We start from the raw sequence: 22,969 nt of genomic DNA, 5'->3' as shown, positions 1-22,969 counted from the left end.
TACTACCCTCCCCATTAAACTAAAATAGGACGCTCAACTTTAAAGGCATCTAGCCATTCACTTTTTACAGGCATACCCAACATTAAATCTCTAATCATCTTTCCTGTTATAGGAGCTAAAAGAATCCCATTTCTTTGGTGGCCAGTTGCAAAATACAAGCCTTTCATCTCTGGATGCTCTCCTATAAATGGATAACCATCATATGTTTGTGGTCTTAGACCAGCCCACGCTCTCTTCCACTTCATATTTCCAACTTCTGGTATCATCTCCTTTGCTTTTTGTATAACTTCTTCTATCCCATCTACTGAAGGTTCCTCGCTCCATTCATTCCATTTTTTCGTTGCTCCAATAATAAACTCCTTATTGTTTCTTGGTACAATGTAATATTGATTATGAAATACAGAATACTGCAAGGGAAATCCTTCATTTTCTACAGATACACATTCTCCCTTAACCGGGATAACTTGGTGTGATAATCCTAATTTCTGGAAGAAGTAATTGCTCCATACTCCGCTTGCAATGACTACATTTTCTGCAAAAAAATCACCTTGCAACGTTTTTATTACGTAGTCTATCCCCTTCTTTTTGACTCCTAATACGCGGGTATATTCATAAACCTCTGCTCCGAATAGCTGCGCTCCTTTACTTAAACCGTTACATGCTATCAATGGAGTGATATGTACATCCTCTTTCAAAAATGCTGCTCCAATGATGTTGCCAGAAAGCTGGGGAACCATTTTCTTTGCTAGTTCAGCATCCAGCCATTCCACAGATGATAGAGCCAAAATAGTTTCTAGTTCCCTTTTTTCTTCCTCTGAATAAGCAAGCTTTAATAAACCGCCATTTCTTTTCTCAAAATCAATAGCAGTAAGCTCCCTTATCTCTTCATAAAGCTCCTTATATAGAAGCTGACTACTTCTTGCAAATGGATAAAGCTGCTTAAACTCTTTATATTCAGAGTGAGCACCAAGCATCCCAGCTGCTGCACTTGTTGATTTTCCGCCTATTGTATTTGCTTCTAATACAGCTACCTTCCTGTTTTCTTTTGCTAAATAGTAAGCAATAGAACTACCAATAATTCCCCCACCAACAATAACAACATCAAATTTTTTGGTTTCCACACTCTTCACATCTTTCCCTTATTCGTTGTACTGCCCTTAATGGCTGAGACGCTGAAAATATAGCAGACATAATCGCTACTCCATCTACGCCTAAACTTGCTAATTGACCTACTCGTTCTTCATTTATTCCGCCTATAGCATAGAGAGGAATAGTTAGATCTCTCTTTATGCCAGTGATCGATGACAATGCGATAGGTATCTTTCCTTTTTTACTATCAGTTGGATAGCAATGGCCATATATCACATAATCAGCCCGAACATTTTCTGCTATAATTGCTTCCTGTTGACTATGAACAGATACACCAATAGATAATGTTGGATAAATATTTTTTACTGGTTGAATAGGTAATCCATTGCCTGGTAAATGCACATGTGTTAAAGAGAGCAATGCTGCAACATCTAGGCGGTCATTTATGATTATTTTCCGGGCTGGTATCCCTTCCTTAAGCAGCCTCTCACCAAGTAAATAAATTTCTTTTGGGCTTTTTGCTTTCTCTCTAATTTGCACATAGTCCACATATGGGTGGATTTCTAATAAAATGGAGGAGAGTCTTTCAAAAGAATGTTTATTATCTGTTACAGCCATTATCTTCATTTCATCACCCCCAACTATCAATTTCAGCGTTTTAATATTAAAATTTTTAAAAAAACAACAAAAAACCACTTTCCCCATAATAGAAAAGTGGTTAATAATTACACCTAATGAAAAAAGACCATTAGGCACACATATTTAAAGGTATCCACTTTCCTACGCAGGTACGAACCTGTTCAGGTTTTAAGGGTTTAAAAGTAACTACTTTATTCTCAGCCCTTATCAAGGGATCCCCTAGTGTGATTCAATTATAAACTTTACCCATATAATACCATAGACTGATAATTTCGCAATAAAAATTCTCAATTTTTTATTTTTTAATCATTCATTTAAAAAGTACTCCTAGAATCTAAAAATATTTTTTCAGGAAAAAACAAGCATATGTCCACATTCCCTTCCATGTGTTAAAATGACTCTTGTACTATTTTTATTACCTACTAAAAGAAGCAATCCTTATAAAAGCTGTTGTCCATTGATAGCCATTAATAGGCAGCCTAAAAAAGTTCGCTTCTTAAAATAAAAGAACTGGAGGGACAAGTGTGAATAGTATCCCTTTTATTACAGTAGAAGGACCTATCGGAGTGGGGAAAACTTCTTTAGCTAAATTGCTCTCAGAGTATTTTAAATACGAACTTCTTAAGGAGATTGTAGAGGAAAATCCCTTTCTCGGAAAATTTTATGAAAACATTGATGAATGGAGTTTTCAAACAGAAATGTTTTTCTTATGTAATCGATTTAAGCAATTAAACGATACAAGAGACCATTACTTAAATAAAAACATACCTGTAGTTGCAGATTATCATATATTAAAAAATCTCATTTTCGCAAAAAGATCCCTGCAGGATAGTGATCTAGACAAGTATGTTCGGATATACGACATATTAACAGAAGACCTGCCGATGCCGAATATTATTATTTATTTACATGCAAGTTTAGATACGCTTATGGCAAGAATCAAAAAAAGAGATAGAGACATCGAAAAAAATATTAGTCCTCTTTATCTAGAACAACTAGCTTCTGATTACGATGTTGTCATGAATGACTTCAAAAAGAATAACCCACAGATCCCAGTATTAGATTTCAATGGTGATACATTGGACTTTGTTCAAAACAAACAAGACTTAATAAAAATTATAAACGCAATAAAAGAAACTTTAAATATAGGAGCCTTTAATCATGAATCTACGAACAAAATATAATATTCCGAGTAATTCTGTTATTACAATTGCTGGAACAGTTGGCGTAGGAAAATCTACATTAACAAATGCACTAGCAGATGCCTTGCAATTTAGGACTTCCTTTGAGAAAGTTGACACAAATCCATATCTTGATAAATTTTATCACGACTTTAGTCGCTGGAGTTTTCATCTGCAAGTATATTTTTTAGCAGAACGATTTAAAGAACAAAAGAGAATCTTTGAATATGGCGGCGGATTTATTCAAGATCGTTCCATTTATGAGGATACTGGTATATTCGCAAGAATGCATTATGAAAAAGGAACCATGTCGGAAGTAGATTACGAAACATATACAAGTCTTTTTGAAGCGATGGTTATGACTCCATACTTCCCACATCCGGACCTTTTAATATACCTAGAAGGCTCTCTCGAAGACATTTTACAGCGTATTGATCGAAGAGGCCGAGAAATGGAAAAGCAAACGCCAATTGATTATTGGAAAGAGATGCATGGAAGATATGAGAAATGGATTGATTCTTTCTCCGCATGTCCAGTACTTCGTCTAAATATTAACGAATATGATGCAATTGCTGGCAGCCAATCTATCGAACCTATAATAGAAAAAATAGGTACTATTCTTCAACATAAAAACTATAGCAAAAAAGCGTAAAAGGACTTTCCATGTTTTCCCTTTTACAGCCAGGCGTTCATCAAAAAGTCTGGCTGTAAAGAAAACAAAGGAAAATCCTTTTTTATTTATTCAATCTATGGATGCTACTAGTAATAATTTTTATAAAAAAGCCTTATAAAACATAAAAAACCTGCTACCGTAGTAGCAGGTCACATATATCTCCAAATATTATGCGCAATGTAAAATATAAAATCATGGAGGAGGAAAGGGGATTCGAACCCCTGCGCGGTTTGACCCGCCTGTCGGTTTTCAAGACCGATCCCTTCAGCCGGACTTGGGTATTCCTCCATCAGACAAGTAATAATATATCATCTATTAATTCATAAGTCAACTATATTTTTTATTTTTATTTTTCTAATCAAAAAGTTAGGAAAAATAGCTGACCTCCAAAGGATATACAATCCTTCTAAAGAGGTCAACCCTTTTTAACTGTTTAACCTATTATTCGGGTGCAATTACTTCTCTATTTCTCATATAAGGTCGTAGTACTTCAGGAATTATCACACTACCGTCTGCTTGCTGATAATTCTCTAAAATCGCAGCAACTGTTCTTCCGATAGCAAGGCCAGATCCATTCAATGTATGCACATGCTCCGGTTTTCCTTTTGGCTCTCTACGGAATCGAATATTAGCTCTTCTTGCTTGGAATGCTTCAAAGTTACTGCAAGAAGAAATTTCACGGTACATATTGTAGCTTGGAATCCATACTTCAACATCATATTTCTTTGCCGCTGTAAACCCTAAATCACCTGTACACATGCTCAATACACGATATGGTAAACCTAAAAGCTGTAATACCTTTTCTGCATTTTTGGTTAAGGACTCTAACTCTTCATAAGAATCCTCTGGCTTAACAAACTTAACTAGCTCTACTTTATTAAATTGATGCTGTCTAATTAATCCTCTAGTATCTCTTCCAGCAGATCCTGCTTCTGAACGGAAGTTTGCACTAAATGCAGCATACTTGATTGGTAGCTGATCCCCATCCAGAATTTCATCTCTATGCAAGTTCGTTACTGGTACTTCAGATGTTGGAATTAAGAAATAATCTTCTTTTTCTATTAAGAAAGCATCTTCCTCAAACTTAGGTAATTGGCCAGTTCCTGTTAAGCTAGCTCGATTTACTAAGAATGGTGGGATAATTTCTTTATAGCCATGTTCCTCTGTATGCAAATCAAGCATGAAATTAAATAACGCTCTTTCTAGTTTTGCCCCTAATCCTTTATAAAATACAAAGCGGCTTCCTGTCACCTTCGCTGCTCGTTCAAAATCAAGTAAATCTAAATCTGTTGCAACATCCCAGTGAGGTTTTGGTTCAAAATCAAATTTTCTAATTTCGCCCCATTTTCTAATTTCAACATTATCCTCTTCCGTATCTCCTACTGGAACACTTTCATGAGGGAGATTTGGAATACCGAGCATAATTGTTTGTAATCTTTCTTCTACATCACGGAGCTCATTATCATATTCTTTAATTTTTTCGCCAACTTCTCTCATTTCCACAATAAGAGCTTCTGCATCTTTTTTCTCTCTCTTTAATACAGCAACTTGCTGAGAAACCTCGTTTCGTTTACTTTTTAACTGCTCTGTTTCAACGATTAATTCCCTTCTTCTGACATCTAATGCTTCAAAATTATCAAGCTCTGATAAATCTTCTCCTCGATGCTGTAACTGACTTTTTACAAAATCAAAATTAGCACGAACAAATTTGATATCTAACATTATTATTCCTCCTATGTTTTATTTCTACATGCAATCTACTGTTACAACGCCCTGTGATCTTAATCTTTTTTGCAAATAAAAAACTCCCATCCCCAAAAGGGACGAGAGTTACCCGCGTTGCCACCCTAGTTAAAAGCATAAAACTGCTTTTCACCTTAAAGATCATAACGGTTTTCAGCCGAAAACAATTACTTGCAGCATGTGCGTTCCTTGTTTTTACTCTAGGATGGATTCGCAGGCTTTATTCACCGATTCACACCAACCATCGGCTCTCTTTAAAGAATAAGTAACCTGTTACTATTTCCTATCATAGTAGATTCCATATATTAGTTGCATTTATCTTACTATAATTATTTCCGAAATTCAACAGCTTATGCAAATAAGTGTTGCTTCGCTTCCATCGCCATCTTAATAAAATAGCCAGTTAAGCGATGATCCTCCGTTAACTCAGGATGGAAAGAACATCCTAAGAACTGACCTTCCCGCGCCGCTACAATATGATTATTGTATTTAGCTAAAACCTCGACATTTTCACCAACACTAACAATATGCGGTGCTCGGATAAATATAGCAGTAAAATCCTCCGCGACTCCTGCAATATCTAGGTTGACCTCAAAGCTCTCTCGTTGTCTCCCAAAGGAATTACGCTCCACTTGTACATCCATTACACCAATATGTGGTTTAGCATAGCCTTTAATGGAGTTTGCCAATAAAATTAACCCTGCACATGTCCCAAACATTGGTTTCCCTGACTGGGCAAATGCCTGCAGCGCCTCCATAAATTCATATTTATCAATCAAGCGTCGCATAGTTGTACTTTCTCCACCAGGGATAATAAGACCATCAATGTCATCCAATTGTTCTACTTTCTTTACGACAACTGCCTCTGCATTATTCGCTTCAATTGCATTAACATGTTCTCTAACAGCTCCTTGTAAACCAAGGACCCCTATTTTTATGTTTGCTGTTGCGCTCATCTTACCAACCACGCTCTTGCATACGAGCTTCTGGAGCTAAACTAGAAATTTCAATCCCTTTCATTGCTGTTCCAAGGTTTTTAGAAATTTCCGCAATCAGCTCATAATCTTGATAATGAGTAGTGGCTTCTACTATTGCTCTAGCAAATTTTGCAGGATTATCTGATTTAAAAATACCAGAACCAACAAATACACCATCGGCACCTAATTGCATCATTAAAGCTGCGTCAGCAGGCGTTGCAACACCGCCAGCAGCGAAATTAACAACTGGCAGGCGGCCTAGACTTTTAATTTCTAAAAGAAGCTCATATGGCGCTCCTAATATCTTCGCTTCTGTCATTAATTCATCTTCATTCATATAAACAACTTTACGGACTTGTGCATTTACTTTTCTAATGTGACGGACTGCTTCCACAATATTTCCTGTTCCTGGTTCCCCTTTTGTACGAAGCATAGAAGCACCCTCGCCGATACGTCTTGCTGCTTCTCCAAGGTCACGACAACCACATACAAATGGAACAGTATATTCATTTTTATTTAAATGAAACTCTTCATCTGCCGGAGTTAGAACTTCACTCTCATCAATATAATCCACACCCATAGCTTCAAGCACTCTTGCTTCGACAATATGACCAATACGCGCCTTTGCCATTACAGGGATAGTTACAGCATTCATTACTTCCTCTACTATTGTAGGATCAGCCATTCTAGCAACTCCGCCAGCTGCACGAATATCTGAAGGAACACGTTCAAGAGCCATAACTGCTACTGCTCCTGCTTCCTCTGCAATCTTGGCCTGTTCTGCGTTGATAACATCCATGATTACTCCGCCTTTTTGCATTTCAGCCATACCACGTTTTACTCTATCAGTCCCAGTTTTCATTGTTTGCCCCCTGTAAAGTATCTTTTTCTAGTCTGAATTATTGTAATCTTTCAAATAAAATTATTATTCCTAATGAAAATAAACAATAAAAAAGAGCTTCTGTCAATACAAGAAGCTCTTTTTCTTTCAATTTCCAAAATTATTGTTCTTAGCTATTAAATGGTTTTTAATTAAAACCAACCTTTTACTGTATCAGAAACGCTCCCCCATACATTGGCGAAGAATGAACCAATTCCGCGCATTGCCAGAACAAACCAATTTGCCTTTTCAACTGTTTCGTTTGCTACTAAATCCACTTGTGCCTTCTCTTTTCCATCATTTGTTAAGAATGGCACATCTTTTCCGTCCTTCGTTTGCACTGTTACATAACCAACCTTATCTCCTTTTTTAATTGGAGCTGTTAGTTCACCATCTTTATTTAATTTCTTCTTATCTAGTACAACCTTGGCAACATAGTTTTCTTTCTCATTGTTTTTGATTACTAAGTTAACGGCATCTTTTGTTCCAATGCTTACTTTATCTTCTTTTCCTTTTATAACATCAATTGTTTTATTTTTTGCGTCTACGTAACTTGCTGGAAGTACCTCTTCAGTAGAAAAATTATTAAAAGCATAGTCTAAAACTTTTCTAGCTTCTGCAAAACGAGAATCCTTTGTTTCACTTTTCATAATAACGACAATGTATCGTTGATCACCTTTTTTTGCAGTAGCGGTAACATTAAATTTAGCATAATCAGTAGAACCTGTTTTTAACCCATCTACACCCTCATATCCATAAATTAGAGAAGGAATTAGCCAATTAAAGTTTTTATATTCTCTTCCATCTCTAAACTTTAAGCTCGGCATACCAGATGTTTCTAGTATTTCTGGAAAATCATTGATTAAACGATATGCTAACTTAGCAACAGCCTTAGCAGACATTTTATTTTCATCTTTTTCAGATCCAGCTGGGATATTCCCTAATAAATCACTGTTATTCAAACCAGAAGAGTTAACAAATTTGAAATCCTTTAACCCTAATTCCTCGGCTTTTTTATTCATTACACTAATATAATTTTTCTCTGTACCAGCAATTAATTCTGCCAATGCAACAGTAGCTGCATTTCCTGAGTGGATTGCCATTGCTTCATACAATTCTTTAACTGTATACTCTTCTCCTTCAGTTAACCCTACATTTGATAACTCTGGAGCTCCAGATAATCTGTGAATATAATTATTTATTTTTACCTTTTGATCCCAAGAAATTTTCCCGTTCTTTATCGATTCCAGAACAATATATTCTGTCATCATTTTTGACATGGAGGCAACACCAAGGAGTTCATCTGAATTTTTTTCATATAATATTTCCCCAGTCTTAGCATCTACCAGTATAGCTGCTCCTGTATCTAATCCTAGTTCGTCCTTTTCAGCAGCATTTGCTTGATAGGGTAGAACCGTTGATAGTGTACTTAGGAAAAGTACAGCAATGATGAATGACACCGTCCACTTTTTTACTTGTTTCAATATTAAAACCTCCAAAACTATTTTATCTATTAATCTATCTTTATTTTTAAGTTAATTATTTCCCTTGTACAGTTTAACATAAAAAAAATAAAAAAAATAGACAGTGACATCTTCACTGTCTAAAGTAAATTAAGGAAACTTTCCATAAACTAATATAACTCTAGCCTTCTTTGTTTAAGAAAGAGAATAGTTTGGTGCTTCTTTTGTAATTTGAACATCATGTGGATGACTTTCTCTTAAACCAGCACCTGTCATTTTTACAAATTGTGCATTTTCTCTTAATTCATACAAATCTTTTGTTCCACAATATCCCATACCTGAACGGATACCGCCTACTAATTGGTAAATAGTATCGGAAAGTGGTCCTTTATAAGGAAGTCTGCCCTCAATACCTTCTGGAACAAACTTTTTATTATCTTCTTGGAAATAACGGTCCTTCGATCCCTTTTCCATTGCAGCAACAGAGCCCATTCCTCTATATACTTTAAATCTTCTTCCTTGGAAAATCTCTGTTTCTCCAGGGCTTTCAGAAACACCTGCAAGTAAACTACCTAACATCACCGCATGTCCACCTGCAGCCAAAGCTTTTACAATATCACCAGAGTATTTAATTCCTCCATCTGCAATAATTGATTTACCATGCTTTCTTGCCTCGGTAGCACAGTCATAAACTGCTGTAATTTGAGGTACACCTACACCAGCAACTACACGTGTTGTACAAATGGAACCAGGTCCAATACCTACTTTAACAATGTCTGCCCCGGCTTCAATTAAAGCTTTTGTTCCTTCTGCCGTAGCTACATTACCAGCAATAATAGTTAAATCAGGGTACGCATTTCTAATATCTCTGACACCCTCTAGCACACCTTGTGAGTGGCCATGAGCAGTATCAATGACAACTACATCGACATTAGATTTAACAAGCAGCTCAACTCGTTTTAATGCATCGTTTGTTACCCCAACTGCAGCACCAACTAATAATCTTCCTTGAGAATCTTTTGCTGAATGTGGAAATTCAATTACTTTTTCTATATCTTTAATGGTGATTAATCCCTTTAATACACCCTCTTCATCAATTAAAGGCAATTTTTCAATCTTATATCGTTGTAAGATTTTTTCTGCTTCCTCTAATGTAGTTCCTACAGGAGCCGTTACTAAATTTTCTTTGGTCATAACATCCGAAATTTTAATGGAAAAGTCTTCAATAAAGCGAAGGTCACGGTTAGTAAGAATACCTACTAACTTTTGCTCTTCGTTGTTATTAACAATTGGCACACCAGAGATTCTATATTTACCCATTAGATGCTCTGCATCAAATACTTGGTGTTCAGGAGTTAAAAAGAAAGGATCTGTGATTACACCACTTTCTGAGCGTTTTACTTTGTCTACTTGTTCAGCCTGTTGCTCGATAGACATATTTTTATGAATAATACCTAATCCACCTTGTCTAGCAATAGCAATAGCCATTTCTGCTTCTGTTACAGTATCCATTCCTGCACTAATTAGCGGAATGTTTAAATTTAAATTTTTTGCTAATTGTACTTTTAAGCTTACATCACGAGGCAAAACTTCAGATTTAGCTGGAATTAAAAGAACATCATCAAACGTTAATCCTTCTTTAGCAAATTTACTTTCCCACATTTTAACGCCTCCATATTGTTAAAAATATTATTAGTAGGTTATCAATTGGACAAAATACTGTCAAGGTCAGTTTAATATGTTTAATTTTTCAAAAAATTTAAGGAGGTTTACAAATGTCCAAATTCTACAAAGGCTGGAGCTCTTATAGTTGTTTTTTTTCAGCAGAATACACCCAAAATTTTCTAAAAAAATGTTATCGCAATTTACATATTTCTGATATAGACTCTAAAAGTTATCAGAATTGTTATCCCTTTATGTACTTTTTAGAACACGGCAAATTGTATTATCACCAAGCTATAAATGCTCCAATGAGTATTCAGCCCATTCTCTTATTTTATGGTCTTGTTCATTTAATAAAAGCATGTTTGCTTACGATCGATCCTAATTATCCAAACTCCACCTCTGTTCTTGCCCACGGAGTTTCAACAAGAAAACTAAAAAAACAACAGTATTTATTTTTCCAGGATGAAGTAAAGATTCAAAAAAATGGACTTTTCACTTATATGGCTGAAAAAATGTTTGCCTGCAAAAATTTAGAAGGGGAAAAAGTAAAAATGGGGCATCTTTTAAGTCATATCCCTGAATTATCTAACTTATTTCAAGCATTAGAAGGAAGACCAACCTTTTTTAAAGTACATGATCAAACAGGTAATAAAATTATTATTTCGAATCAAATATTAGATTTATACTATATGAACATAAATCACTTTAAAAATTATTTAGAAAGGAATCATAGTATACAATTAGAGGGAATAGAAGAGAATAAGAACGAGTTGACCATTCGCCTGTTAGAACCGCTCAGCCAAGGTAGTTTTATTAAATGGGATAGTAAAGAAGAATCTTATGCCGTTTCTGCTGATAAAGAAAAAACTTGTTTTTCCAATGAATTATTAAGCCATTATTTAATCCTATATAACTTAAGTATGATTGCACGGTATGAAATTGAATGGTGGAGTGAACTATTAAAGACGATGCCAAATAGAGACTATCCCTTTATTGAGTCTTTTATACAAGTTTCCACAGAAAAAGGTCCTGAATTAATTTATCAATTTTTAGAGAATCTAGCCATAAGCTAAGACTTACCAATTTCTGTCCAAGACATATTTGCCCACTAAAAGGCAATTTTTATTTAAAAAAAACAAGCATCTAACGAATAGATGCTTGTTTCCTTATTGCCTGGCGACGTCCTACTCTCACAGGGGGAGAACCCCCAACTACCATCGGCGCTGAGAAGCTTAACTTCCGTGTTCGGTATGGGAACGGGTGTGACCTTCTCGCTATCGCCACCAGACTTATTTATTTCGAGAATTATTCTCTCAAAACTAAATCATTTAGAAGTATTCCAAGTTGCCAAGTAATCATTTTGTCCAGCTCCAACGCCTATCAAACTTCCGATAAACAGGCGTTTCCGCTTTTCATTTTAGTTAAGTCCTCGATCTATTAGTATCAGTCAGCTCCACATGTCGCCACGCTTCCACCTCTGACCTATCAACCTGATCATCTTTCAGGGATCTTACTAGCTTGCGCTATGGGAAATCTCATCTTGAGGGGGGCTTCATGCTTAGATGCTTTCAGCACTTATCCCTTCCGCACATAGCTACCCAGCGATGCCTTTGGCAAGACAACTGGTACACCAGCGGTGCGTCCATCCCGGTCCTCTCGTACTAAGGACAGCTCCTCTCAAATTTCCTACGCCCACGACGGATAGGGACCGAACTGTCTCACGACGTTCTGAACCCAGCTCGCGTACCGCTTTAATGGGCGAACAGCCCAACCCTTGGGACCGACTACAGCCCCAGGATGCGATGAGCCGACATCGAGGTGCCAAACCTCCCCGTCGATGTGGACTCTTGGGGGAGATAAGCCTGTTATCCCCGGGGTAGCTTTTATCCGTTGAGCGATGGCCCTTCCATGCGGAACCACCGGATCACTAAGCCCGACTTTCGTCCCTGCTCGACTTGTAGGTCTCGCAGTCAAGCTCCCTTGTGCCTTTACACTCTACGAATGATTTCCAACCATTCTGAGGGAACCTTTGGGCGCCTCCGTTACTTTTTAGGAGGCGACCGCCCCAGTCAAACTGCCCACCTGACACTGTCTCCCACCCCGATCAGGGGTGCGGGTTAGAATGTCAATACAGCCAGGGTAGTATCCCACCAATGCCTCCACCGAAGCTGGCGCTCCGGCTTCCAAGGCTCCTACCTATCCTGTACAAGCTGTACCAAAATTCAATATCAGGCTGCAGTAAAGCTCCACGGGGTCTTTCCGTCCTGTCGCGGGTAACCTGCATCTTCACAGGTACTATAATTTCACCGAGTCTCTCGTTGAGACAGTGCCCAGATCGTTACACCTTTCGTGCGGGTCGGAACTTACCCGACAAGGAATTTCGCTACCTTAGGACCGTTATAGTTACGGCCGCCGTTTACTGGGGCTTCAATTCAGAGCTTCGCACTAACGTGCTAACCCCTCCTCTTAACCTTCCAGCACCGGGCAGGTGTCAGCCCCTATACTTCGCCTTGCGGCTTCGCAGAGACCTGTGTTTTTGCTAAACAGTCGCCTGGGCCTATTCACTGCGGCTCTCGCAGGCTTGCACCCGCAAGAGCACCCCTTCTCCCGAAGTTACGGGGTCATTTTGCCGAGTTCCTTAACGAGAGTTCTCTCGCTCACCTTAGGATTCTCTCCTCGCCTACCTGTGTCGGTTTGCGGTACGGGCACCCTAAATCTCGCTAGAGGCTTTTCTTGGCAGTGTGGAATCAGGAACTTCGGTACTATATTTCCCTCGCCGTCACAGCTCCGCTTATGTGGTAATGGGATTTGCCTCATTACCAGCCTAACTGCTTGGACGTGCTAATCCAACAGCACGCTTACCCTATCCTCCTGCGTCCCCCCATTGCTCAAACGATTTAAAGGTGGTACAGGAATATCAACCTGTTGTCCATCGCCTACGCTTTTCAGCCTCGGCTTAGGTCCCGACTAACCCTGAGCGGACGAGCCTTCCTCAGGAAACCTTAGGCATTCGGTGGATGAGATTCTCACTCATCTTTCGCTACTCATACCGGCATTCTCACTTCTAAGCGCTCCACCAGTCCTTACGGTCTAGCTTCAACGCCCTTAGAACGCTCTCCTACCACTGACATCATAGATGTCAATCCACAGCTTCGGTGATACGTTTAGCCCCGGTACATTTTCGGCGCAGAGTCACTCGACCAGTGAGCTATTACGCACTCTTTAAATGGTGGCTGCTTCTAAGCCAACATCCTGGTTGTCTAAGCAACTCCACATCCTTTTCCACTTAACGTATACTTTGGGACCTTAGCTGGTGGTCTGGGCTGTTTCCCTCTTGACCACGGATCTTATCACTCGTAGTCTGACTCCCAAGAATAAGTATTTGGCATTCGGAGTTTGTCTGAATTCGGTAACCCGATGGGGGCCCCTAGTCCAAACAGTGCTCTACCTCCAATACTCTAAATCTTGAGGCTAGCCCTAAAGCTATTTCGGAGAGAACCAGCTATCTCCAAGTTCGATTGGAATTTCTCCGCTACCCACACCTCATCCCCGCACTTTTCAACGTGCGTGGGTTCGGGCCTCCATCCAGTGTTACCTGGACTTCACCCTGGACATGGGTAGATCACCTGGTTTCGGGTCTACAACCACATACTATTTCGCCCTATTCAGACTCGCTTTCGCTGCGGCTCCGTCTCTTCAACTTAACCTCGCATGTAATCGTAACTCGCCGGTTCATTCTACAAAAGGCACGCTATCACCCATAAAAGGGCTCTAACTACTTGTAGGCACACGGTTTCAGGATCTATTTCACTCCCCTTCCGGGGTGCTTTTCACCTTTCCCTCACGGTACTGGTTCACTATCGGTCACTAGGGAGTATTTAGCCTTGGGAGATGGTCCTCCCTGCTTCCGACGGGATTTCTCGTGTCCCGCCGTACTCAGGATACACTCAAGAGGGAACGAAGTTTCGACTACAGGGTTTTTACCTTCTACGACTGACCTTTCCAGATCGATTCGTCTACCCCGTTCCTTTGTAACTCCATATAGAGTGTCCTACAACCCCAAGAGGCAAGCCTCTTGGTTTGGGCTAATCCCGTTTCGCTCGCCGCTACTCAGGGAATCGCGTTTGCTTTCTCTTCCTCCGGGTACTTAGATGTTTCAGTTCCCCGGGTCTGCCTTCAGTACCCTATGTATTCAGGTAAAGATTCTATCCCATTACGGATAGAGGGTTTCCCCATTCGGAAATCTCTGGATCAAAGCTTACTTACAGCTCCCCAAAGCATATCGGTGTTAATCCCGTCCTTCATCGGCTCCTAGTGCCAAGGCATCCACCGTGCGCCCTTTCTAACTTAACTTAGTTTCGACCAAAGATAAGCGGCGTATCTCTTCGTCAGCTTCTTCACTCTGCTCCTCACGTACTGTCGTACGCTCCGGTGCTCGTTCGGTCGCTTCCTTGATCTACTTGCTTCTCTTTGCTCTCCAATCTTTGAAGGAGTATTCGTTTAATACGACTACTTTCAAAGAATTAATTCTCTAAAATAGAGAATCTAAGATGGCGATTACTCGGTTTATCTTGGTTACTTCTATTAAATGATTTAGTTTTCAAAGAACAATTTTGGTGGAGCTTAGCGGGATCGAACCGCTGACCTCCTGCGTGCAAGGCAGGCGCTCTCCCAGCTGAGCTAAAGCCCCAAAAATGGTATATGTTTTTTCAAAAAAATGGTGGGCCTAAATGGACTCGAACCATCGACCTCACGCTTATCAGGCGTGCGCTCTAACCAGCTGAGCTATAGGCCCATTTTATGCTCGATAAAGTAAAAAGGTTCATTCTTTATCTATTTTTTAAGGAATTGCTCCCTCAAAACTGAACAATCAAATCGTCAACAATCTTTGATGGAATGTAAATTCCATTTTCCTTAGAAAGGAGGTGATCCAGCCGCACCTTCCGATACGGCTACCTTGTTACGACTTCACCCCAATCATCTATCCCACCTTAGGCGGCTGGCTCCAAAAGGTTACCCCACCGACTTCGGGTGTTACAAACTCTCGTGGTGTGACGGGCGGTGTGTACAAGGCCCGGGAACGTATTCACCGCGGCATGCTGATCCGCGATTACTAGCGATTCCAGCTTCATGTAGGCGAGTTGCAGCCTACAATCCGAACTGAGAATGGTTTTATGGGATTTGCTCGACCTCGCGGTTTTGCTGCCCTTTGTACCATCCATTGTAGCACGTGTGTAGCCCAGGTCATAAGGGGCATGATGATTTGACGTCATCCCCACCTTCCTCCGGTTTGTCACCGGCAGTCACCTTAGAGTGCCCAACTGAATGCTGGCAACTAAGATCAAGGGTTGCGCTCGTTGCGGGACTTAACCCAACATCTCACGACACGAGCTGACGACAACCATGCACCACCTGTCACTCTGTCCCCCGAAGGGGAACGTCCTATCTCTAGGAGTGTCAGAGGATGTCAAGACCTGGTAAGGTTCTTCGCGTTGCTTCGAATTAAACCACATGCTCCACCGCTTGTGCGGGCCCCCGTCAATTCCTTTGAGTTTCAGCCTTGCGGCCGTACTCCCCAGGCGGAGTGCTTAATGCGTTTGCTGCAGCACTAAAGGGCGGAAACCCTCTAACACTTAGCACTCATCGTTTACGGCGTGGACTACCAGGGTATCTAATCCTGTTTGCTCCCCACGCTTTCGCGCCTCAGCGTCAGTTACAGACCAAAGAGTCGCCTTCGCCACTGGTGTTCCTCCACATCTCTACGCATTTCACCGCTACACGTGGAATTCCACTCTTCTCTTCTGCACTCAAGTCCCCCAGTTTCCAATGACCCTCCACGGTTGAGCCGTGGGCTTTCACATCAGACTTAAAGGACCGCCTGCGCGCGCTTTACGCCCAATAATTCCGGACAACGCTTGCCACCTACGTATTACCGCGGCTGCTGGCACGTAGTTAGCCGTGGCTTTCTGGTTAGGTACCGTCAAGGTACAAGCAGTTACTCTTGTACTTGTTCTTCCCTAACAACAGAGTTTTACGATCCGAAAACCTTCATCACTCACGCGGCGTTGCTCCGTCAGACTTTCGTCCATTGCGGAAGATTCCCTACTGCTGCCTCCCGTAGGAGTCTGGGCCGTGTCTCAGTCCCAGTGTGGCCGATCACCCTCTCAGGTCGGCTACGCATCGTCGCCTTGGTGAGCCGTTACCTCACCAACTAGCTAATGCGCCGCGGGCCCATCTGTAAGTGACAGCGTAAACCGTCTTTCAGCTTTTCCTCATGAGAGGAAAAGGATTATCCGGTATTAGCTCCGGTTTCCCGAAGTTATCCCAGTCTTACAGGCAGGTTGCCCACGTGTTACTCACCCGTCCGCCGCTAACTTTAAAAGCAAGCTTTTAAAGTCCGCTCGACTTGCATGTATTAGGCACGCCGCCAGCGTTCGTCCTGAGCCAGGATCAAACTCTCCAATAAAGAGTTGATTAGCTCATTGCTAAACTCTAGCTTTTTGTTGCTTTTTTTGTTTTACAACATTCGTTATAAAACGATTATTGTTGACGTTTGTTTGTTCAGTTTTCAAAGAGCAATCTCATAAGAGACAACTTTTAAATGATAACATATCTCTAGTAATTTAGTCAATATATTTTTTAAAATCATTTAATGTTCTCTCGCTGACTTGTATTATTATAGCAACGTTTATATTTATATGCAATAGTTTTTTAAAATTTATTTTATAAAAAAAGAATATTTTTATTACAATTGTTTTTTTGTTCTATCCTATTTATTTTCGAGAAGTTACTTTCTATCATTCCTCTAAAATTTCCTCAATAAACAAATGTCTATTTTTTTCTAAATCAAGAATCCTTTCACTTTCCATTATTTTTACCAACGGTCTAGTGGAAGCATTCCCTTCCTTAAATAAAACCTCAGCTTTTTCGCCATTGGATAATCTAATTTTACTCCCAATTGTATATTGAGTAATAGCATTGCTTAATGCTTGTAATATTGTTAAATCAAATTTACCAAAGTGATCCTGCCGCATTTGTTCAATTACTCGAAAAGGAGATTGTTTCTTCCTATACAATCGTTCTGATGTCATAGCATGAAAAGTATCGGCTACTGCAATTATTTTAGCAAATGCATGTATCTTTGTATCTATATTTCCCATTGGATATCCACTTCCATCTATTCTTTCATGATGTTGGTAAATGGCAAGACGTGTCTCTTTCTTCAATAAACTATGCTCAGGAATCATTTCAAAACTATATCTTGTATGTTTTTTAATTTCATCAAACTCTTCCTCTGTTAAAGGCTCGGTTTTGTATAATAACCGTTGATCGATCTTAGCCATTCCTGCGTCACTTAAACAACCTGCTAATGCTACTTGAATCGTATCTCTGTAGCTATAATTCATTTTCCAAGCAATAAATGCGCTAATAATTGCAACTGCAATAGAATGCTGATGTATATATTCCTTTTTATTCGATAAGTGATAAAGAGAGAATATTTCTTTTGGCACACGTTCTGACTCTTCTAACAATGGTAAAATTATATTTCTGATATTGGCTATGTTTACAGGGAATCCTGACTGCCAAGAAATAAATTCTTTTTTGTATAATTGGACTGTATGTAAAAAAAGAGCTATAAAGCCACTTTCCACATCTTTTCTCTCCACTTTATGAAAAGATGAATACGACTGAATAATTTGTGTACCATCTAATTGTGTATTTTCAATTGCTACTTCCTCTACTAAAAAAGCTTTTAATATCTTGATATGCTCCTCGGCTAAAACCGTTTTTGCGGTAATTATTGGTCTATTTGTTCGTATAAAAATGTCTTCTGCTAAAATACTGCCTGGCTTTAACTCTCTAACTTTAACAATCATGGAAACCACCCTTTAAAAAACGGACTTTTTTACTATTTTAATGTATTTTTTTTGAAATGTAACCCATTAATTTCATCCAATACTCCTAAAATCAGCTATATATTTAAAATATATGAATTAATCTCCATAAAAAAGAGATGCCTCTAGGTTTTCCCTTTAAGACATCTCTACACAATATTATTCGTTTGAATCCGCGTCATTCTCTGAAGATGCTTGTTGACCTTCTTCAGTCATTTCTACTTCTTCATCCTCTTTTTCTACCTTCGCAACAGTTGCAACAAATTCATTGTCACTTTCATTTAATTTAATCAGTCGGACACCTTGAGTGCTTCTACCCATTGTAGAGATATCACTTACTGCCATTCTGATTAAAACCCCGCCTGTTGTGATAATCATTACATCTTCTTCCCCGGTAACGACTTTCATCGATACAAGATTTCCATTTTTATCGGTGATGTTGCATGTCTTAATACCTTTTCCGCCTCTACCTTGAACTCTATATTCATCTATCGGTGTTCTTTTTCCGTAACCTTTTTTAGTTACAATCAGTATTTCCGAATTTTCTTCAAGAACTTCCATACCTACTACTTCATCCTCAGATGATAGAGTGATACCTTTTACGCCCGTTGCCGTTCTACCCATAGAACGTACATCTGTTTCTGGGAAACGAATAAGCAATCCGTTTTTCGTACCAATAATAATTTCCTTTGAACCATCTGTTAAACGTACAGAGATCAACTCATCACCTTCTCTTAAGTTAACAGCAATTAGTCCATTATTTCTTATATTGGCAAAAGATGATAACGGAGAGCGTTTAGATATTCCTTCTTTTGTAGTGAAGAATAAATACCAATCATCTACAAATTCTGAGACAGGAATAATTGCATTGACCCACTCATCCTTTTCCACACCTAAAAGGTTAATAATTGGAATACCTTTAGCAGTTCGGCTGAATTCTGGTATCTCATACCCTTTTAATCTGTATACTTTCCCTTTATTCGTAAAGAATAGAATAGTATCATGAGTAGATGTAGAGCTTAACTGTTCAACGAAGTCATCTTCATTCGTACCCATGCCCTGAATTCCTCTGCCTCCACGTCTTTGCGCTCTGTAAGTAGATGCTGGTAGTCTCTTAATATAACCATTATGAGTTAAGGTTATAATGATATTTTCTTCTGGAATCAAATCTTCATCTTCAATGTTTTCAATTCCACCAGCAATAATTTCCGTACGACGTGTATCGTTAAATCGCTCTTTTACCTCTAAAAGCTCTTCGCGAATAATTTCTAAGATTTTTTCTTCATCCGCTAGAATAGCTTTTAATTCAGCAATTAGCTTAACTAATTCTTGATACTCATCTTCAATTTTTTCTCTTTCTAATCCAGTTAATCTTTGTAGACGCATGTCTAGAATAGCTTGAGCTTGTTTTTCCGAAAGATTAAAGTTCGTCATTAATCCTTCACGCGCTATATCTGTGGTTCGTGAACTTCGAATTAAGCTAATTACTTCATCTAAGTGATCTAAAGCAATACGCAGTCCTTCTAGTATATGAGCTCTAGCTTCAGCTTTTCTTAATTCAAATTCTGTTCTTCTGCGAATAATGACTTTTTGATGATCTAGATAATGAGCTAAACATTGTTTTAAGTTAAGTACCTTTGGCTGCCCATCAACCAATGCAAGAAGATTGATACCAAAGCTCGTCTGCATAGCCGTATGCTTATATAGATTATTTAATAAAACATTGGCATTTGCGTCTTTTCGCACTTCAATTACAATGCGCATTCCATTACGATCCGATTCATCTCGCAAATCAGTAATTCCATCAATTTTTTTATCGCGAACTAATTCAGCAATACGCTCTACTAGTCTTGCTTTATTGACTTGATAAGGAATTTCTTTGACAATAATAACTTCCTTACCACTAGGCTTCACTTCAATTTCCACTCGTGCTCTTAATATAATGGAACCTCTGCCAGTCTCATAGGCCTTTCTAATTCCGCTTCTACCTACGATCATTCCGTAAGTTGGAAAATCTGGTCCTGGGATAATTTCCATTAATTCAGGAATGGTAATATCAGCATTCTTACTTACAGCAAGGACTCCGTCTATTACTTCTCCTAATTGATGTGGAGGGATATTTGTAGCCATTCCGACCGCTATCCCACTTGTACCATTTACTAGTAAGTTAGGGAATCGAGAAGGTAATACTACTGGTTCCTTTTCTTCTCCGTCAAAGTTTGGCTTGTAATCAATTGTATCTTTATTAATATCACGTAATAGCTCCATTGCTATTTTTGACATTCTTGCTTCCGTATAACGCATCGCTGCAGCAGAGTCACCATCTACAGATCCAAAGTTACCATGCCCATCAACAAGCATATAGCGATAGTTAAAATCCTGAGCCATACGTACCATTGTTTCATAAACAGCACTATCACCATGTGGATGATACTTCCCGATAACTTCCCCAACAATACGGGCTGATTTCTTAAACGGCTTGTCAGAATGCATTCCAAGATCATGCATCGCATATAAAATACGTCGGTGTACTGGTTTTAATCCATCTCGTACATCTGGAAGAGCACGAGAAACAATAACGCTCATCGCGTAATCTAAAAAGGAATCACGCATTTCTTTACTTATATTTCTATCTTTAATTTGAGAATTTGGCATATCAGCCATTTAAAGGAACCTCCTTAAGAAACAATTAGACCAGCTTCTTCATGATAAAAAGTGTTTTAGAACAAGTATATCTAATCGAATTCCTTATGATTAATAGGAATAACTAACTTCTAAAGAAATACACAAGGTGCCAATCTAATCAGCACCAAATTTCTTTTCCTATCTTTAAACATCTAGGTTTTTAACGTAGGTCGCATTTTCTTCAATAAAGTTTCTGCGTGGCTCTACTTTATCACCCATTAGCATTTCAAATGTTTCATCTGCCTCAATGGCGTCATCTAAACTTACTTGTAAAAGTACGCGGTGTTCAGGATCCATCGTTGTATCCCATAACTGCTCTGCATTCATTTCTCCTAATCCTTTATAACGTTGTATATTCGGTTTAGGGTTGGCTGGTAATGTAGCTAGAACTTCTTGTAATTGTTTATCACTATATGCATATTCTAGCTTTTTCCCTTGTTTTATGCTGTATAGTGGCGGTTGTGCGATATAGATATAACCAGCTTCTACAATCTTTCTCATATAACGGTAGAAGAAGGTTAATAATAATGTTCGAATATGAGCACCATCAACATCGGCATCTGTCATAATAACAATTTTATGATATCTCGCTTTGGATATATCATAATCATCCCCAATTCCTGTTCCTATTGCAGTAATCATGGAACGAACCTCGTTGTTAGATAAAATCCGATCTAGTCTAGCTTTTTCAACATTAAGTATTTTACCTCTTAGCGGCAGAATTGCTTGGAAATGACGATCTCGACCTGATTTTGCAGAACCACCAGCAGAGTCTCCCTCTACTATGAATAGTTCACTAATTTTCGGGTCTCTTGAAGAACAATCCGCCAATTTTCCTGGTAAGCTTGAAACTTCGAGAGCACTTTTACGACGAGTTAATTCTCTTGCTTTTTTTGCAGCAATTCTTGCTCTTAAAGCCATTTGACCTTTGTCTACAATTTTACGAGCTACCGTAGGATTTTCTAAAAGGAATTTCTCAAGATGTTCAGAAAAAACAGTATCTGTAATGGTACGAACTTCTGAATTTCCTAGTTTGGTTTTTGTTTGTCCTTCAAACTGTGGATCTGGATGTTTAACAGAGACGATTGCAACAAGACCTTCTCTTACGTCTTCACCTGAAAGATTCGTATCTGATTCCTTTAATAAACTATTCTTTCTTGCATAATCATTAATTACACGGGTGAGGGCTGTCTTAAATCCGGATTCATGTGTTCCACCTTCATGTGTATTAATATTATTAGCAAATGAATGAATATTACCGGTATATCCGTCATTATACTGGAAAGAGATTTCAACTGTTATCCCGTCTTTTTCTCCTTCAATATAAATTGGTTCTTCAAAAAGGACCTCTTTATTACGGTTTAAATGTTCTACGTATGATTTAATACCACCTTCATAATGGTATTCTTTTCTTTTTTCCATGCCTTCACGTTTATCTTCAATTGTAATACGAATATCACGATTTAAGAAAGCAAGTTCTCTAACACGATTAGCTAATGTTTCATAATCATACTCTAATGTTTCCTTGAAAATTTCACCATCTGGCTTAAAGTGTGTAGTGGTTCCAGTAGTATCTGTTTCACCGATAATTTCTAAATCAGCAGCAGGAACCCCTTTTTGGTATTTTTGATAATAGATATTTCCATCCCGATGTACAAAAACCTCTAATTCTGTCGAAAGTGCGTTTACTACCGAAGCACCTACACCATGAAGTCCACCAGACACCTTATAACCGCCGCCGCCGAACTTTCCTCCGGCATGGAGAACTGTCATGATTACTTCTACAGCAGGTCTTCCCATTTTTTCCTGAATACCAACGGGAATACCACGACCATTATCTTTAACCGTAATACTATTATCTTGTTCGATAATAATATTTATCTCATTACAGAAACCAGCTAATGCTTCATCAATACTGTTATCGACAATTTCCCACACTAAGTGATGCAGACCTCGGCCACTTGTTGATCCGATATACATTCCTGGTCTTTTTCTTACAGCCTCTAGACCTTCTAAAACCTGTATCTGACTCTCATCATAAGATTGTTGTTCAACTGGATTTTGTTCCGTTGACATATC

At 38.9% G+C, this 22,969-nt stretch carries 13 protein-coding genes, 3 tRNA genes, 3 rRNA genes, 1 riboswitch and 1 other annotated feature; of the genes, 3 read left to right on the top strand and 16 right to left on the bottom strand.

Annotated elements, in window-relative coordinates:
* Positions 1–14: 14 nt before the first annotated feature.
* Both thiO and NSS71_RS19575 read right to left on the bottom strand, forming a co-directional pair.
* Entirely contained in the window at positions 15–1,121 is a 1,107-nt protein-coding gene (gene thiO / locus NSS71_RS19580; protein WP_061801292.1) for a glycine oxidase ThiO, read from the bottom strand.
* Positions 1,102–1,716, bottom strand: a complete 615-nt coding sequence (locus NSS71_RS19575) for a thiamine phosphate synthase (RefSeq protein WP_341116890.1) — start codon at positions 1,714–1,716, stop codon at positions 1,102–1,104. Before NSS71_RS19575 ends, thiO begins: the two co-directional genes overlap by 20 nt.
* Positions 1,717–1,849: 133 nt before the next feature.
* Positions 1,850–1,959, bottom strand: a riboswitch (TPP riboswitch).
* Positions 1,960–2,252: 293 nt separating this feature from the next.
* Between NSS71_RS19575 and NSS71_RS19570 the strand changes: the two genes are divergently transcribed.
* Both NSS71_RS19570 and NSS71_RS19565 read left to right on the top strand, forming a co-directional pair.
* On the top strand, positions 2,253–2,912 hold the full coding sequence (locus tag NSS71_RS19570) for a deoxynucleoside kinase (RefSeq protein ID WP_341151951.1): 660 nt from the start codon (positions 2,253–2,255) through the stop codon (positions 2,910–2,912).
* Positions 2,890–3,561 (top strand): deoxynucleoside kinase, encoded by a 672-nt coding sequence (locus NSS71_RS19565; RefSeq protein WP_061801295.1) that lies wholly within the window; start codon positions 2,890–2,892, stop codon positions 3,559–3,561. Before NSS71_RS19570 ends, NSS71_RS19565 begins: the two co-directional genes overlap by 23 nt.
* A 216-nt stretch (positions 3,562–3,777) precedes the next feature.
* Here the strand turns inward: NSS71_RS19565 and NSS71_RS19560 are convergent.
* From NSS71_RS19560 to guaB, 6 genes are all read right to left on the bottom strand, one after another.
* Positions 3,778–3,870 (bottom strand) — tRNA-Ser (locus NSS71_RS19560).
* A gap of 153 nt (positions 3,871–4,023) precedes the next feature.
* Entirely contained in the window at positions 4,024–5,304 is a 1,281-nt protein-coding gene (gene serS / locus NSS71_RS19555; protein ID WP_061801296.1) for a serine--tRNA ligase, read from the bottom strand.
* A 94-nt stretch (positions 5,305–5,398) separates the two neighbouring features.
* Positions 5,399–5,624: a binding site (T-box leader), on the bottom strand.
* A gap of 51 nt (positions 5,625–5,675) precedes the next feature.
* Positions 5,676–6,281: a pyridoxal 5'-phosphate synthase glutaminase subunit PdxT gene (gene pdxT, locus NSS71_RS19550; RefSeq protein ID WP_341151950.1), complete on the bottom strand. Its 606-nt coding sequence runs from the start codon at positions 6,279–6,281 to the stop codon at positions 5,676–5,678.
* 1 nt (position 6,282) lies between these two features.
* Entirely contained in the window at positions 6,283–7,164 is an 882-nt protein-coding gene (pdxS, locus tag NSS71_RS19545; RefSeq protein ID WP_047944867.1) for a pyridoxal 5'-phosphate synthase lyase subunit PdxS, read from the bottom strand.
* Positions 7,165–7,334: 170 nt separating this feature from the next.
* Positions 7,335–8,666 (bottom strand): D-alanyl-D-alanine carboxypeptidase family protein, encoded by a 1,332-nt coding sequence (locus NSS71_RS19540; RefSeq protein ID WP_047944869.1) that lies wholly within the window; start codon positions 8,664–8,666, stop codon positions 7,335–7,337.
* 174 nt (positions 8,667–8,840) lie between these two features.
* Positions 8,841–10,307, bottom strand: a complete 1,467-nt coding sequence (gene guaB, locus NSS71_RS19535; RefSeq protein WP_047944872.1) for an IMP dehydrogenase — start codon at positions 10,305–10,307, stop codon at positions 8,841–8,843.
* A 113-nt stretch (positions 10,308–10,420) separates the two neighbouring features.
* Between guaB and NSS71_RS19530 the strand changes: the two genes are divergently transcribed.
* Positions 10,421–11,383 carry a YaaC family protein gene (locus NSS71_RS19530; RefSeq protein WP_251689701.1) on the top strand — a complete coding sequence of 321 codons (963 nt, stop codon included), beginning with the start codon at positions 10,421–10,423 and terminating at the stop codon, positions 11,381–11,383.
* Between the two features lie 98 nt (positions 11,384–11,481).
* On the opposite strand, the gene rrf is transcribed toward NSS71_RS19530, so the two are convergent.
* The 8 genes from rrf to gyrB all read right to left on the bottom strand — a co-directional run bounded on the left by rrf (position 11,482) and on the right by gyrB (position 22,966).
* Positions 11,482–11,598, bottom strand: a 5S ribosomal RNA gene (gene rrf, locus NSS71_RS19525).
* A gap of 129 nt (positions 11,599–11,727) precedes the next feature.
* Positions 11,728–14,663, bottom strand: a 23S ribosomal RNA gene (locus NSS71_RS19520).
* A gap of 261 nt (positions 14,664–14,924) precedes the next feature.
* Positions 14,925–15,000 (bottom strand) — tRNA-Ala (locus NSS71_RS19515).
* A 28-nt stretch (positions 15,001–15,028) separates the two neighbouring features.
* Positions 15,029–15,105, bottom strand: a tRNA-Ile gene (locus tag NSS71_RS19510).
* Between the two features lie 123 nt (positions 15,106–15,228).
* A 16S ribosomal RNA gene (locus NSS71_RS19505) occupies positions 15,229–16,776 on the bottom strand.
* The 16S, 23S and 5S rRNA genes sit together here with 2 tRNA genes alongside, the layout of an rRNA operon.
* 331 nt (positions 16,777–17,107) lie before the next feature.
* On the bottom strand, positions 17,108–18,187 hold the full coding sequence (locus tag NSS71_RS19500; protein WP_341151949.1) for an HD-GYP domain-containing protein: 1,080 nt from the start codon (positions 18,185–18,187) through the stop codon (positions 17,108–17,110).
* A 177-nt stretch (positions 18,188–18,364) separates the two neighbouring features.
* A complete protein-coding gene (gene gyrA, locus NSS71_RS19495) occupies positions 18,365–20,869 on the bottom strand; it encodes a DNA gyrase subunit A (RefSeq protein ID WP_061797270.1) in 2,505 nt (834 codons plus the stop codon).
* 165 nt (positions 20,870–21,034) lie between these two features.
* Positions 21,035–22,966, bottom strand: a complete 1,932-nt coding sequence (gyrB, locus tag NSS71_RS19490) for a DNA topoisomerase (ATP-hydrolyzing) subunit B (protein WP_047944611.1) — start codon at positions 22,964–22,966, stop codon at positions 21,035–21,037.
* Positions 22,967–22,969 lie beyond the last annotated feature (3 nt).

Source organism: Niallia sp. FSL W8-0951 (assembly GCF_038006525.1).
Classification (GTDB): Bacteria; Bacillota; Bacilli; order Bacillales; family Cytobacillaceae; genus Niallia; species Niallia circulans.
The sequence above is the reverse complement of the archived record's forward strand: the minus strand, read 5'-3'. Positions and strand labels throughout refer to the sequence as shown.